Consider the following 13216-nt stretch of genomic DNA (forward strand, 5'->3'; position numbering starts at 1 on the left):
CCAATGCGCACCGCCTCAGGCGGTCAGCTTCAACCCCACCAGCCCGGCCAGCAGCAGCACGACGCTGAGCAACCGCGCCGGCGAGGCGCTTTCGCCAAAGATGACGATGCCCAGCGCCACGGTGCCCAGCGCACCGATACCGACCCATATCGCATAGGCGGTACCCACCGGCAGAACCTGCATGGCACGGGCGAGGAGGAAGAAGCTGGCGGCCATGGCCACCAGGGTGAGCACGCTCGGCAGCGGGCGGGTGAAACCTTCGGAAGCCTTGAGGCCAATGGCCCAGCCCACTTCGAGCAGGCCGGCGATGATCAGCATGATCCAGGCCGAATGCATGACGATGACTCCAGCAACGGCAGGGCCGTCCCCGCATGATTCGACACGCCGACGGGTCGTCCCGCGGCGGATGCGACCCTAGCACAGCCGCGCACCGTTTTGGACCACTCACAGCGCCCGTTGATGAATAGCGTTCCTAAGCGGGGGATATGCCGAACCATCGCAGATGCCAGCGGTGGTTGGATGAAGCGTCATCCACCCTACGAGCCCCCGTAGGGTGGAAAACTGCGAAGCATTTTCCACCTTGAATAGCGGACAGATGCCCCTGCCTCAGGCCACCTCATGCCCGCGGGCCGCTTCGCTCAGGTAGAACCAGGCGGGACGCTCCAGCTCCAGTTCGGCGCCCAACAGCGCCTCCTCGATCCGCTCCCAGCGCAGGCTGCCGAGGATCGGCAACGGCCGGCCGGGCAGCTGGCGCAGCCAGGCCAGCGCCACCTGATTGGGCGTGGCGCCCAGATCTGAGGCGACTTCATCGAGTGCGCTGCACAGGCGCTCACCGAAGCGTCCTCCGCCCATGGGCGACCAGGCCAGCACCTGCAGGCCGGCCGCCTGCAACGCATGCAGGCTGCCATCCCATACCCAGTGCTGGGCCTGCAGCGACAGCTCGATCTGGTTGCAGCGCAGCGGCACGCACTGGGCCAGGGCCTGGCAATGCTGGATGCCGGCGTTGGACAGCCCCACCCAGCCGACCTTGCCGCTGGCGACCAGTCCGTTCAGCGTCTCGGCCACCTCGTCGACCTGCAGCAGCGGGTCCGGGCGATGCAGCAGGAAACCATCGAGTCGCTCCACGCCCAGTCGCGCCAGGCTGCCTTCAACCGCCTGGCGCAGGTAGCGAGCACTGGAGTCGTAGTGCTTGACCCGCCAGCGCGAGCAGTCCTGCCCCGCCGGCACGATGTCGGCCTTGCCGATGATCTGCAGGCGCTGGCGCACCCCCGGGGCCCGGCGCAAGGCAGCACCGAAGTGCGCCTCGCAGCGCCCGCCGGCATAGATGTCAGCATGGTCGAAGCCGTTCAGCCCGCGCTCCACACAGCGTTCGATAAAGCCCAGCAGCGCCTGGGGCTCGCCCAGCTCGGGATATTCCAGCAGGCGCATCATGCCCAGCAGCAGCGGCTGGGCGAGCACGGGTGCGGCCATCGTGGCGCTCCGTCAGAAGATGTAGTCGGTGGTCAGGAAGCTCGACTGGCGGTCACGGATGATCCGGTCGACCAGCTCCTTGTTGGCCTCGTTGAAGCGCGTCGCCACCAGGGTACGGATGGAGAACACGCGCAGGGCGTCATGTACCGACAGCGTGCCCTCGGCGGAATTCTTGCGGCCGTTGAACGGGTAGCTGTCCGGCCCGCGCTGGCACTGGGCGTTGATGTTGATGCGGCCGACCTGGTTGACGAAGGCATCCACCAGCCGGCCCACCTGCTGCGGGTCGTTGCCGAAGATCGACAGCTGCTGGCCGTAGTCGGACGCGGTGACGTAGTCGATCACCTCCTGCAGGTCGCGGTAGGGCACCACCGGCACCAGCGGGCCGAACTGCTCTTCGTGATAGATGCGCATGGAGGAATCGACCGGGCTCAGCACGGCCGGCTGGAAGAAGCTCTGGTGCGCTTCGCCGCCACCGGCGTTGATTACCCGCGCGCCCTTGGCCACCGCATCGTCGAGCAGCCGGTTGAGGTAATCGACCTTGCCGGCCTCGGGCAGCGGCGTCAGCGCCACGCCCGGCTCCCAGGGCATGCCTGGCTTGAGCGCATTGACCCGTGCGGCGAAACGCTCCAGGAAGCCATCGAGCAGGTCCTCATGGACGAAAAGGATCTTCAGCGCGGTGCAGCGCTGACCGTTGAACGACAGCGCGCCGGTCACCGCCTCCTCCACGGCATTGTCGAGATCGACCTGCGGCAGGACGATGCCCGGGTTCTTCGCATCCAGCCCCAGCGCGGCGCGCAGGCGGTGCGGACGCGGGTGCAGTTTCTTCAGATCGGCGGCGCCCTTGTGCGTGCCGATAAAGGCGAACACGTCGATCTTGCCGCTGGCCATCAGCGCGCTGACCGTCTCGCGACCGCGACCATAGATGACGTTGATGACCCCGGCCGGGAAGCTGTCGCGGAAGGCCTCGAGCAGCGGGCGGATCAGCAGTACGCCGAACTTGGCTGGTTTGAACACTACGGTGTTGCCCATGATCAGCGCCGGGATCAGCGTGGTGAAGGTTTCGTTCAGCGGGTAGTTGTACGGCCCCATGCACAGCGCCACGCCCATGGGCACGCGGCGGATCTGCCCGAGGGTGCCCTGCTCCAGCTCGAAGCGGCTGGAGCTGCGGTCCAGTTCCTTCAGCGCATGGATGGTGTCGACGATGTAGTCGCAGGTGCGGTCGAATTCCTTCTCCGAATCCTTGAGGTTCTTGCCGATCTCCCACATCAGCAATTTGACCACCGCCTCGCGCTGCTCGCGCATACGCGCCAGGAAGGCCTCGACATGGGCGATACGCTCGGCCACGCGCATGGTCGGCCAGGCGCCGCGGCCGTTGTCGTACGCCGCGACCGCCGCATCCAGCGCCTCGAGCGCAGCGTCGGCATCCAGCAGCGGCGTGCTGCCTAGTACGACCTGGCGCTCGCTGCCGTCCGCCTCGCGCAGGAACACCGGGCTGCGCACTTCGGCCAGCGGGCCGTGCCACTGCCGCAGCTCGCCATCGAGCAGATAGTCGCGCTGCTCGACCGGTGCATCCGGTTGGTAGGCAGCGGGAATCTCATCGAGACGGGGAAACAGCTCGGCAAGCGGGCGCGCGGTAGTCATGGAACCTCCAGGTAGCGAATCGGGATGATCGCGGCAGGCCCCACGCCCACCGCGACGGGGTCGGACGGATTACAGCTCGCGCTGTTCGGCGCGCTCGGCACGCAGATCGAAGTCGCGCGGCAGTTCGGCAGGCGGCGCTGCGTCCAGCGCCTGCAGGGCCTGGCGCGTGGCGCTTTCGATGGCGGCCCAGTCGCCGGCACGCACGGCCTTGGCATCGACCATCCAGGTGCCGCCGACACACATCACGTTGGACTGCGCCAGGTAGTCCCTGGCGTTGCGCGCGTTGACGCCACCGGTCGGACAGAAACGGATATTGCCGAACGGCCCTCCCAAGGCCTTGAGCGCGGCGACGCCGCCACAGACCTCGGCCGGGAACAGCTTGAAGCGGCGGTAACCCAGGGTGTAGCCGAGCATGATTTCCGAAGCGCTGGCCACGCCCGGCAGCAGTGGCAATGGACTTTGTAGAGCGGCATCCAGCAGCTCGGCGGTGCTGCCCGGAGAGACGATGAATTGCGCACCAGCGGCCTCGGCCTCGGCCAGCATGGCGGCATCGAGCACGGTGCCGGCACCGACGATCAGCTCGGGGCGCTGCTCGCGCAGCAGGCGGATGGCGCTCAGCCCCAGCGCCGAGCGCAGGGTGATTTCCAGCACCTTGAGGCCACCGGCGGCCAGGGCGTCGGCCAGCGGCAGGATGTCCGCCTCTCGCCCGATGGTGATCACCGGGAGGATGCGCGCGGCACTGCACCACTGGTCGATCAGGGCGATCTTGTCGGTCATGCTGACGGCGCGGGTTTGGGTAGATGTCATGGAAGATTCCTTGCGGCCTCAGGGGCACCAGTAGATTTCGAGGGGACGGGCGAGGAAGGCGCGGATCGGCATCGCTTCGTAGGATTCGCCGGCCAGGGCCTGGTTGAGCGTGGCCAGCTTGCCCGGGCCGTGCAGGGCGAGCAGGGTCAGCCGGGCGCTGGCCAGCAGCGCCAGGGACATGCTCAGGCGCTGGCGCGGCACGCTCGGCGCCTGCATCGGCAGGCAGCGCCGCGCACCACCCGGGTCGAGCGCCGCTTCCAGGTTCGGGCTGTCGGGGAACAGCGAGGCGGTGTGGCCGTCCTCGCCCATGCCCAGCACCAGCACGTCGATCGGCGGCAGTTCGGCCAGCACGGCATCAGCACGCTCGGCAGCCTGTTCCAGGCTTGCCGCGCTCTGGTACAGGCCAACCAGGCGCGCCGCAGCGGCCGGGCCCTGCAACAGATGGCGGCGCAACAGGCCTTCGTTGCTGTCGGGATGGCTGACCGGCACCCAGCGCTCATCGGCGAGGCTGATGGTGACCTTGGCCCAGTCCAGCTCCTGCTGCGCCAGGCGCTCGAAGAAGGCGATCGGGCTGCGACCGCCGGACACCACCAGCGTCGCCGCACCGCGCTCGGCGATCGCACCGCGCAGGGCGTTGCTCACCGTCAGCGCCAGTTCGCCGGCCAACTGGTCGGCGTTGCCAAGGCTGAAACCGAGGGTCTGCACCGGGAGATCGAGGTTAGAGATCGTCATACCAACTCCTGCCGTCACGGCTGATCAGAGCAATCGAGGCAGCCGGTCCCCAGCTGCCTGCTGCGTAGGGTTTGGGAGGCGCGCCGACGCGTTGCCAGCCGTCGATCAGCTGGTCGCACCACTTCCAGGCGTATTCGATTTCGTCCTTGCGCACGAAGAGGTTCTGGTTGCCCTTCATCACTTCCAGCAGCAGACGCTCGTAGGCGTCGGGGATGCGCGGGCTCTTGTAGGTTTCCGAGAAGTTCAGCTGCAGCGGGCCACTGCGCAGCTGCATGCCCTTGTCCAGGCCCTGGTCCTTGGTCATCACCAAGAGCGAGATGCCCTCCTGCGGCTGCAGGCGGATGATCAGCTTGTTGCCGATCAGCTGGCGCTGTTCCGGGGCGAAGATGTAATGCGGCGGCGCCTTGAAGTGGATGACGATCTGCGACAGCTTCTGTGGCATGCGCTTGCCGGTACGCAGGTAGAACGGCACGCCGGCCCAGCGCCAGTTGCAGATCTCGGCCCGCAGGGCAACGAAGGTCTCGGTGTCGCTCTGGGTGTTGGAGTTTTCTTCCTCCAGATAGCCCGGTACGTGACGGCCAAGGATGCTGCCGGCCACGTACTGCCCGCGCACCAGCTGCTGACCGAGCTGCTCCGGGGCGATGGGCGCCAGCGCCTTGAGCACCTTGACCTTCTCGTCGCGGATGCTGTCGGCCGAGAGGTCGCTGGGCGGGTCCATGGCGATCAGGCAGAGCAGCTGCAGCAGGTGGTTCTGGATCATGTCGCGCAGCTGGCCGGCCTGGTCGAAGTAGCCCCAGCGGCCCTCGATGCCGACGGTTTCGGCGACGGTGATCTCCACGTGGGAGATGTGGTTCTGGTTCCACTGCGTCTCGAACAGGCTGTTGGCGAAACGCAGGGCGATGAGGTTCTGCACCGTGTCCTTGCCCAGGTAATGATCGATGCGGTAGGTGCGGTCTTCCGGGAAGAAGCGCGCCACCGCGTCGTTCACCTCACGGGACGACTCCAGGTCATGGCCGATGGGCTTTTCCAGCACGACGCGGGTGCGCTCGGCCAGCCCCGCCTCCGCCAGCCCCGCGCAGATCGCGCCGTAGACGGAAGCCGGCGTGGCAAAGAAGGCGACGATGCGTTCGGCCTGCCCGGCCTTGTCCGCCAGCGCAGCGAAATCCCCGGCGCGTCGGAAATCCATACTCAGGTAGTCCAGGCGGGCCAGGAAGCGCTGTAGAACGGCTTCGTCGAGGTCGCGTTCGCTGACGTGGCGGCGCAGATGTTCTTCGATCATCGCCAGGTGACTCGCCGCCTCGCCGCTCTCGCGAGCCAGTGCAAGCAGTCGCGTTTCGGTTGGCAGCAGGCCGGCGCGATCGAGCTGATAGAGCGCGGGAAACAGCTTGCGCAGGGCCAGATCACCGAGGGCGCCGAACAGCGCCAGGGTGCAGGGTTCGACAGATAGTGGCGTCATGATGTTTGTTCTTCTACTAAAACTGCACTATGAATACACGGCGACGCCCTGCTATTCAAGTTTAATGTAGTAATAAAAACAACATTTACCGTAAATCTAGATACCTGTGGCCGCTCCGCACCGCCCTCAGTAGCATAGGCCACCCCTTTGGCAAGCCGCATCAGGATCGTCATGGACCGCGTACACAACCTGCTCGAGCAGATCCAGCGTCGCATCGAAGACCTCAACAAGGCCGAGCGCAAGGTGGCCGAAGTCATCCTGCGCAACCCGCAGCAGGCCACCCGTTTCAGCATCGCCGCGTTGGCGCAGACCGCACAGGTCAGCGAGCCGACGGTGAATCGCTTCTGCCGCTCGTTCGGCGTCAGCGGCTATCCGGAACTGAAGATGCAGCTGGCGCAGAGCCTGGCCAGCGGCGCCGCCTATGTCAGCCAGGCGGTAGAGCCCGACGACGGCCCGGCGGAATACACACGCAAGATCTTCGGCTCGGCCATCGCCTCGCTGGACAGCGCCTGCCAGAGCCTCGACCCGCAGCTGGTCAGCCGCGCCGTGGACCTGATGATCCAGGCCCGCCAGATCCACTTCTTCGGCCTTGGCGCCTCGGCCTCGGTGGCGTTGGATGCGCAGCACAAGTTCTTCCGCTTCAACCTGGCGGTGACCGCGCATTCGGACGTGCTGATGCAGCGCATGCTGGCCTCGGTGGCGCACACCGGCGAGCTGTTCGTGATCATTTCCTACACCGGACGCACCCGCGAACTGGTGGAAGTGGCGCGCATTGCCCGCCAGAACGGCGCCTCGGTACTCGGCCTGACCGCCGCCGGCTCGCCGCTGGCGCAGGCCAGCACGCTGAGCCTGAACATCCCGCTGCCCGAGGACACCGACATCTACATGCCGATGACCTCGCGCATCATCCAGCTGACGGTGCTCGACGTGCTCGCCACCGGCATGACCCTGCGCCGCGGCGTGGATTTCCAGCCGCACCTGCGCAAGGTGAAGGAAAGCCTGAACGCCAGCCGCTACCCGGCGGATGAAGAGCCGAGCTGACGAAACCAGCACGAACGCGGGATGTTGCTATAACAACATCCCGCCATCACACACCCGAACCACCAGATCAGCGCACCAGCGCCTGCTCCAACGCCACACCGGCACCCTCCAGCCCCGGATAGTCCGCGGTAACCAGCCACACCGGCACATCGGCGAGATAGCCGCTCATGCAGCCCTTGCTGGTAAAGCCGCGGGCGAAACCACTGGCCGCGAAGAAATCGGCGAAACGCGGCACCACACCACCGACGATATACACCCCACCGCGTGCGCCCAGGGTCAGTACGTTGTTGCCGGCAACCCGCCCGAGCCACACGCAGAACTGCTCCAGGGTCGCCACCGCCACATGATCACCCGCGAGCGCGGCCGCGGTGACCTCGGCCGGTGACGCCAGTCGCGGCGTCAAACCGGCCAGGGCGCAGACCGCACGGTAGAGCAGCAACAGGCCACCGCCACTGAGCACATCCTCGGCACGCACATGACCAAGCTGCGCAAACAGCATCTGCCACAGCGCCACTTCGTGCGCATCCGCCACGGGCAAATCGACGTGCCCGCCCTCCCCCGGCAACGCACGCCAGCTGCCCCCACCCAAGGGCATCAGCGCGGCAACGCCAAGCCCGGTGCCCGGCCCGATGACCAGCGCCGGCGCATCCGGCTCTGCCTCGCCCGCACAGATCGCGCGCCGCCCCGCTTCACCTACTCGCGTCATGCCTAGCGCCATCGCGGCGAAATCGTTGATCAGCAGCAGCTCATCCAGCTGCAGAGCGCCGCAGAAGTCGCTTCGCGTCAGCCTCCAGTGATTGTTGGTGAAGGTGAACTGCTCGCCCTTGACCGGCCCGGCACAGGCCAGGCACGCCGCACCGACGCTGCCCGGCGCAAGACCGAGCGATGCCAGGTAGTACTCGACCGCCAGCTCGGGCGTGGCGAAATCCGCCGTCGCCAGTACCCTCACCGACTCCAGCCGCGAGTCGCGCCACAGCGCGAAGCGCGCGTTGGTGCCACCGATGTCACCGACCAGCGCCAGCCTCATCGCAGCACCTCCAGCCCGGCGGTGAACACACTGGCGCCCTGTTCCGCCGAACTGAACGCCGCCCGCATGAAGCCGAACAGCTCGCGGCCGCAACCCTGCACGCCCCCCGCCGGCGCCACTACCGGCAAGCGATCGGCCAGCCCGGCGGCATCCACCAGCACCTCAAGCACGCCGCCCTGGCCGTCGACGCGCAACAGATCGCCATCGCGCAGCCGCGCCAGCGGCCCGCCATCGATCGCCTCCGGGCATACATGGATCGCCGCCGGCACCTTGCCCGACGCGCCGGACATGCGCCCGTCGGTAACCAGCGCGACCTTGAAGCCGCGGTCCTGCAGCACGCCGAGATAGGGCGTCAGCTTGTGCAGTTCGGGCATGCCATTGGCGCGCGGCCCCTGGAATCGCACCACGGCAACGAAATCACGCTCCAGCTCGCCGGCCTTGAACGCCTCCACCAGCTCCAGCTGATCGGAGAAGATCCGCGCCGGCGCCTCGACCACGCGATGCTCCGGCGCCACGGCGGAGACCTTCATCACCCCGCGCCCGAGGTTGCCGCTCATCAGCCGCAATCCGCCCTCGGCGGAGAACGGCCGTGCCACGGGGCGCAGGATGCTGTCGTCAAGGCTTTGCGCAGCCCCTTCACGCCAGGTCAGCCGGCCATCCTCGAGGAAGGGTTCCTGGGTATAGCGATGGAGGCCACGCCCCATCACGGTATGCACATCCTCGTGCAGCAGGCCGGCGTCGAGCAGCTCGCGCACCAGCAGCGCGACACCGCCAGCGGCATGGAAGTGATTGATGTCCGCCGAGCCATTGGGATAGACGCGCGCCAGCGTCGGCACCACCTCGGAGAGGTCGGCCATGTCTTGCCAGGTCAGCTGAATGCCCGCCGCCTGGGCGATGGCCGGCATGTGCAGGGTGTGGTTGGTCGAGCCGCCGGTGGCATGCAGCGCGACGATGGCGTTGACCAGCACGCGCTCGTCGACCTGCTCGCCGAGGGGCGTATAGCAGCCCCCCTGAGGCGTGAGCCGCGTGACCTGACGCGCCGCCTCGATGGTCAGCGCATCGCGCAGCGGCGTACCCGGATTGACGAAGGACGAGCCCGGCAGGTGCAGCCCCATCACTTCCATCAGCATCTGATTGGTGTTGGCGGTGCCATAGAAGGTACAGGTGCCAGGGCTGTGATAGGCCTGCATCTCGGCAGCGAGCAGCTCGTCGCGGCCAGCCTTGCCTTCGGCGTAACGCTGGCGCACCGCGGCCTTGTCCTTGTTGGCCAGGCCGGAGGGCATCGGCCCGGCCGGCACGAAGACGGCGGGCAGATGACCGAAGCGCAGCGCGCCGATCAGCAGCCCAGGGACAATCTTGTCGCAGATGCCGAGCAGCAGCGCGGCGTCGAACAGGTTGTGCGACAGCGCCACCGCCGTGCTCATGGCGATCACCTCGCGGCTGGCAATGGCCAGCTCCATGCCCGGCTCGCCCTGGGTTACGCCATCACACATCGCCGGCACGCCGCCGGCCACCTGACCCACCGAGCCGACCTCGCGCAGCGCCTGGCGCAGGCGCTCCGGGTAGTCCTCGTAGGGTTGGTGCGCCGAGAGCATGTCGTTATAGGCGGTGACGATGGCGACGTTGGCCGCATCAGGCAGCCGCAGGCGCTGCTTGTCCTGGGCGCCACAACCGGCTACACCATGGGCGAAGTTTGCGCACTGCGCCCCGTTGCGGGCCGGCCCGGCGCTCGCGGCGGCACGAATCATGGCGAGATAGGCCTCGCGCGTCGGACGGCTGCGCTCAATCAGGCGCTCGGTGACTTCGACGACCCGGGGATGCATGGAACCTCCAAGATTGTAGTTTTTATAACAAACAGGAGCGCATCATAGCCGCACACACCAGCTATTCGAAGCAATATGTTTGTACAAACAACAAATTTCAGCGCCGCAGCAGCTCGATCTGCCGACACAGCTGGGCGACGTGGGCCTTTTCCGCGCGCAACCCCGATGCCAGCTCGGCCTTGTCCTTCTCCAGCCGCACGATCACCTGCCCTAGGCCGTCGAGCAGTTCACGCAACACCGTCAGCTCGCAGCGCTGGCTCTTGCGTTCCAGCCACAGCAGCCATAGCAGAACCAGCAGCACCATTACGCTGCACAGCGATCCTCCGATCAGCAGCCAGGCCAGGCTCATCCCGTTCATTCCTTCGCTCCTTCCATAACGGCAGAATGCCAGTCCAGAGCTGCAACGATATGTAGCCTTATACGACAGGTCGATAATGTTTACTTGAACAGGTAAACAAATGCAGCGGGTTCGCGGTGGCGCAATGGCCATCGCGATCAAGCCCGCGCTGGAAGCGCGATGAGAAAGCCGAACGACATGACCTGAAACCTTACTTATCAGCGCAAACGGGCGGACCTATTCGCCCACGTCAACCGCACGCCGCGAGTCATCGTCGTGGCCGGGGTCGCGGGGCTCCAGCTGCAGGAACAGCGCGGCCGCGAGCATGGCCATGGCACCCACGCAGAGGAAGGTCAGCTGGAAGGCGTGCAGCACCTCGCTGCCCGCCGCACCCTCCACGGTGAAGCCGCCGAGCAGCGCGCCGGCGGTGGCGACGCCAAGGCTCATCGACAGCTGCACCACCACCGACAGCAAGCTGTTGCCGCTGCTGGCATCGGCATGGCTGAGGCCGATCAGGGTGACGGTGTTCATCGCGGTGAACTGCATGGAGTTGACCATGCCGATCAGCCCGAGATGCACCAGCAGCAGCCAGGTCGGCGTCTGCGTGCCGATGGTTGCCAGGCTGGCGATCAGGCAGCCGAGCAGCAATGTGTTGCCGATCAGCAGGCGGCGATAGCCGAGGCGGTCGATGATCGGCTTGGCCAGGGATTTCACCGCCATCGCGCCGAGCGCCAGCGGGATCATGCTCATGCCCGCCTGCGCCGGCGAATAGCCCAACGCCACCTGTAGCAGCAGCGGTACCAGGAATGGCAGAGCGCCGCCGCCCAGGCGCGCGAACAGGTTGCCGAAGATGCCGACCGCGAAGCTGCGGGTATGGAACAGCTTGGGGCTGAACAGTGGCGCCTCGATGCGCCCAGCACGCAGCCAGTAGGCAGCCATGCAGGCGGCACCGCCGAACAGCAGCAGCGTCACCCGCGCATGCGGCATGTGCATCTCGCCGAGCCCTTCCAGGGCAATGGTGATCAGCACCATCGCGACACCGAACAGCACGAAACCCAGGGTATCGAAACGCACCCGCTCCGGCCCCTTGAGGTCCGGCATGAAGCGCAACGCGGCAATACAGCCGATCACACCCACCGGCAGGTTGATCAGGAAGATCCAGTGCCAGGACGCATACTCCACCAGCCAGCCGCCCAGGGTCGGCCCGAGCAGTGGCCCGACCAGCCCCGGCAATGCGATGAAGGCCATGATCCGCACGAATTCGCTGCGCGGAAACGCCCGCAGCACCACCAGCCGCCCGACCGGCAGCATCAGCGCGCCGCCCAACGCCTGCAGCACGCGGGATGCGACGAGCTGGTTGAAGCTGGTGGACAGCGCGCAAAGCAGCGAGCCCAGGGAAAACAGCACGATGGCTGCGACGAAGATCCGCCGACTGCCGAAACGATCGGCGATCCAGCCCGATGCCGGAATCAGCAACGCCACCGTGAGCATGTAGGCGATCACCACACCCTGCATGCGCAAAGGGTTCTCGGCCAGGTCGCGGGCCATCGCCGGCAGCGCGGTATTGAGAATGGTGCCGTCCAGCGTCTGCATGAAAAACGCGATGGCCACCAGCCACGGCAGGATTCGCGCGGTGCGGGCATCGAGAGCTACGGGCGGTTGCATGAAATCCCCGGAAACGAAAGGTGCACCATCTTAGAGGATTCCCCGGCGACGGTTCGCGCCGCCGCGGCTTCGTCAGCGCAGCCGTTCGGTCCACCGGAACGGCGACGTGCTGCAGCGAGGCTTCGGCACGATCGGAGTCAGTGCCACGACGGCGCTGTGACGACCGGTCGCAGCAGTCCGCCGACGCCCACGGAGAGCGGTCTGCAACCGCATACGGGCTTGCATACGACCACCGGTAACAAAATATTTCTTGGGAAATTGACGCGAATCATTATCATTCGGAAGCGCAGATGCAATCTTCACTCCGTCCTTTTCTGCTTTTCCGGAGGCTTCCCCAATGCGCATCCCCGCCACACTCGCCATCACGTCCCTGCTGCTCACCCCGCTCGCTCAGGCGAAGGAATACCCCATCGGCGAACCGCAGCAGTGCGGTGGCATGGAGGTCGGCGCGGTGTACCTGCAGCCGGTCGAAATGGACCCGCCGGGCATGATGCGCGCCGCCGCCGAGTCCGATGTGCATCTCGAGGCCGACATCAGCGCCACCGAGGACAACCGCAACGGCTGGCAGGAAGGCAGCTTCGTGCCCTACCTGAGCATCCACTACACGCTGCGCAAGAAGGGCTCCGACGAAGTGGTCGAAGGCGATTTCCATCCGATGGTGGCCAACGACGGCCCGCACTACGGCGACAACGTCAAGCTGCTCGGCCCCGGCAAGTACCAACTGACCTACAAGATCCTGCCGCCGGGCTCCGGCCATGCCATGTTCGGTCGCCACACCGACAAGGAAACCGGCGTCGCGCCCTGGTTCGAAGGCTGCGAGCTGAACTACGAGTTCACCTACGCCGGCATCGGCAAGAAAGGGGGCTACTGATGGGCCGCGCCGGGCGTTCGCTGCTCGGCGTGCTGCCCCTGCTGGCCGGGCTCGCGGGCCCGGTGCAGGCGGCGCTGCCGACCTACGAGCTGACCATCCGTGACGGCCACTTCGAGCCGGCGACCCTGGAGGTGCCGGCCCGTCAGCGCTTCAAGATCATCGTGCACAACGCCGGCAGCGGGCCGACCGAGTTCGAGAGCACGCCGCTGCGCGTCGAGAAGGTGCTGTCACCGGGCGTGACCTCCTTCGTCGTGATCCACCCGTTGAAGCCGGGCCGCTATCCGTTCTTCGACGAATTCCATATGGATCTTCCCGAGGGCGAGATCGTCGCCAAGTAGTTAAGGAG

General features: G+C 66.5%; 13 protein-coding genes. 3 read left to right on the forward strand and 10 right to left on the reverse strand.

Annotated features, from left to right (window positions below; genetic code table 11):
- Positions 1 to 15 precede the first annotated feature (15 nt).
- From sugE to zwf, 6 genes are all read right to left on the reverse strand, one after another.
- On the reverse strand, positions 16 to 336 hold the full coding sequence (gene sugE / locus HZR81_RS00095; RefSeq protein ID WP_045633470.1) for a quaternary ammonium compound efflux SMR transporter SugE: 321 nt from the start codon (positions 334 to 336) through the stop codon (positions 16 to 18).
- A gap of 270 nt (positions 337 to 606) precedes the next feature.
- Positions 607 to 1470, reverse strand: coding sequence for an aldo/keto reductase (locus HZR81_RS00100; RefSeq protein ID WP_500127009.1), 864 nt, complete (start codon positions 1468 to 1470; stop codon positions 607 to 609).
- Positions 1471 to 1482: 12 nt separating this feature from the next.
- Complete coding sequence (locus HZR81_RS00105; protein WP_500127010.1) at positions 1483 to 3111, reverse strand: NADP-dependent glyceraldehyde-3-phosphate dehydrogenase; 1629 nt, start codon at positions 3109 to 3111, stop codon at positions 1483 to 1485.
- A gap of 69 nt (positions 3112 to 3180) precedes the next feature.
- Complete coding sequence (locus tag HZR81_RS00110; RefSeq protein WP_500127011.1) at positions 3181 to 3918, reverse strand: bifunctional 4-hydroxy-2-oxoglutarate aldolase/2-dehydro-3-deoxy-phosphogluconate aldolase; 738 nt, start codon at positions 3916 to 3918, stop codon at positions 3181 to 3183.
- Positions 3919 to 3936: 18 nt separating this feature from the next.
- A complete protein-coding gene (pgl, locus tag HZR81_RS00115; protein WP_500127012.1) occupies positions 3937 to 4650 on the reverse strand; it encodes a 6-phosphogluconolactonase in 714 nt (237 codons plus the stop codon).
- Positions 4637 to 6106, reverse strand: coding sequence for a glucose-6-phosphate dehydrogenase (gene zwf, locus HZR81_RS00120; RefSeq protein WP_500127013.1), 1470 nt, complete (start codon positions 6104 to 6106; stop codon positions 4637 to 4639). The genes pgl and zwf overlap by 14 nt, the downstream gene beginning before the upstream one ends.
- Positions 6107 to 6277: 171 nt before the next feature.
- On the opposite strand from zwf, the gene HZR81_RS00125 reads away from it, so the two are divergent.
- Positions 6278 to 7147, forward strand: coding sequence for a MurR/RpiR family transcriptional regulator (locus HZR81_RS00125; protein WP_013983959.1), 870 nt, complete (start codon positions 6278 to 6280; stop codon positions 7145 to 7147).
- Between the two features lie 67 nt (positions 7148 to 7214).
- Here the strand turns inward: HZR81_RS00125 and HZR81_RS00130 are convergent, their stop codons facing one another.
- The 4 genes from HZR81_RS00130 to mdtD all read right to left on the reverse strand — a co-directional run bounded on the left by HZR81_RS00130 (position 7215) and on the right by mdtD (position 11999).
- The gene (locus tag HZR81_RS00130; protein ID WP_500127014.1) at positions 7215 to 8174 is read right to left on the reverse strand and encodes a glucokinase; all 960 of its coding nucleotides are present in this window, start codon (positions 8172 to 8174) and stop codon (positions 7215 to 7217) included.
- Complete coding sequence (gene edd / locus HZR81_RS00135; RefSeq protein ID WP_500127015.1) at positions 8171 to 9997, reverse strand: phosphogluconate dehydratase; 1827 nt, start codon at positions 9995 to 9997, stop codon at positions 8171 to 8173. Before edd ends, HZR81_RS00130 begins: the two co-directional genes overlap by 4 nt.
- A gap of 97 nt (positions 9998 to 10094) precedes the next feature.
- Entirely contained in the window at positions 10095 to 10355 is a 261-nt protein-coding gene (locus HZR81_RS00140) for a hypothetical protein (RefSeq protein WP_172883704.1), read from the reverse strand.
- Between the two features lie 216 nt (positions 10356 to 10571).
- On the reverse strand, positions 10572 to 11999 hold the full coding sequence (gene mdtD / locus HZR81_RS00145; protein WP_200597725.1) for a multidrug transporter subunit MdtD: 1428 nt from the start codon (positions 11997 to 11999) through the stop codon (positions 10572 to 10574).
- A 337-nt stretch (positions 12000 to 12336) separates the two neighbouring features.
- On the opposite strand from mdtD, the gene HZR81_RS00150 reads away from it, so the two are divergent.
- The gene (locus tag HZR81_RS00150) at positions 12337 to 12870 is read left to right on the forward strand and encodes an iron transporter (RefSeq protein WP_011914526.1); all 534 of its coding nucleotides are present in this window, start codon (positions 12337 to 12339) and stop codon (positions 12868 to 12870) included.
- Positions 12870 to 13208, forward strand: a complete 339-nt coding sequence (locus HZR81_RS00155; protein ID WP_500127016.1) for a cupredoxin domain-containing protein — start codon at positions 12870 to 12872, stop codon at positions 13206 to 13208. The genes HZR81_RS00150 and HZR81_RS00155 overlap by 1 nt, the downstream gene beginning before the upstream one ends.
- Positions 13209 to 13216 lie beyond the last annotated feature (8 nt).

The organism is Pseudomonas sp. LM13, from assembly GCF_041381355.1.
GTDB lineage: Bacteria > Pseudomonadota > Gammaproteobacteria > Pseudomonadales > Pseudomonadaceae > Stutzerimonas > Stutzerimonas frequens.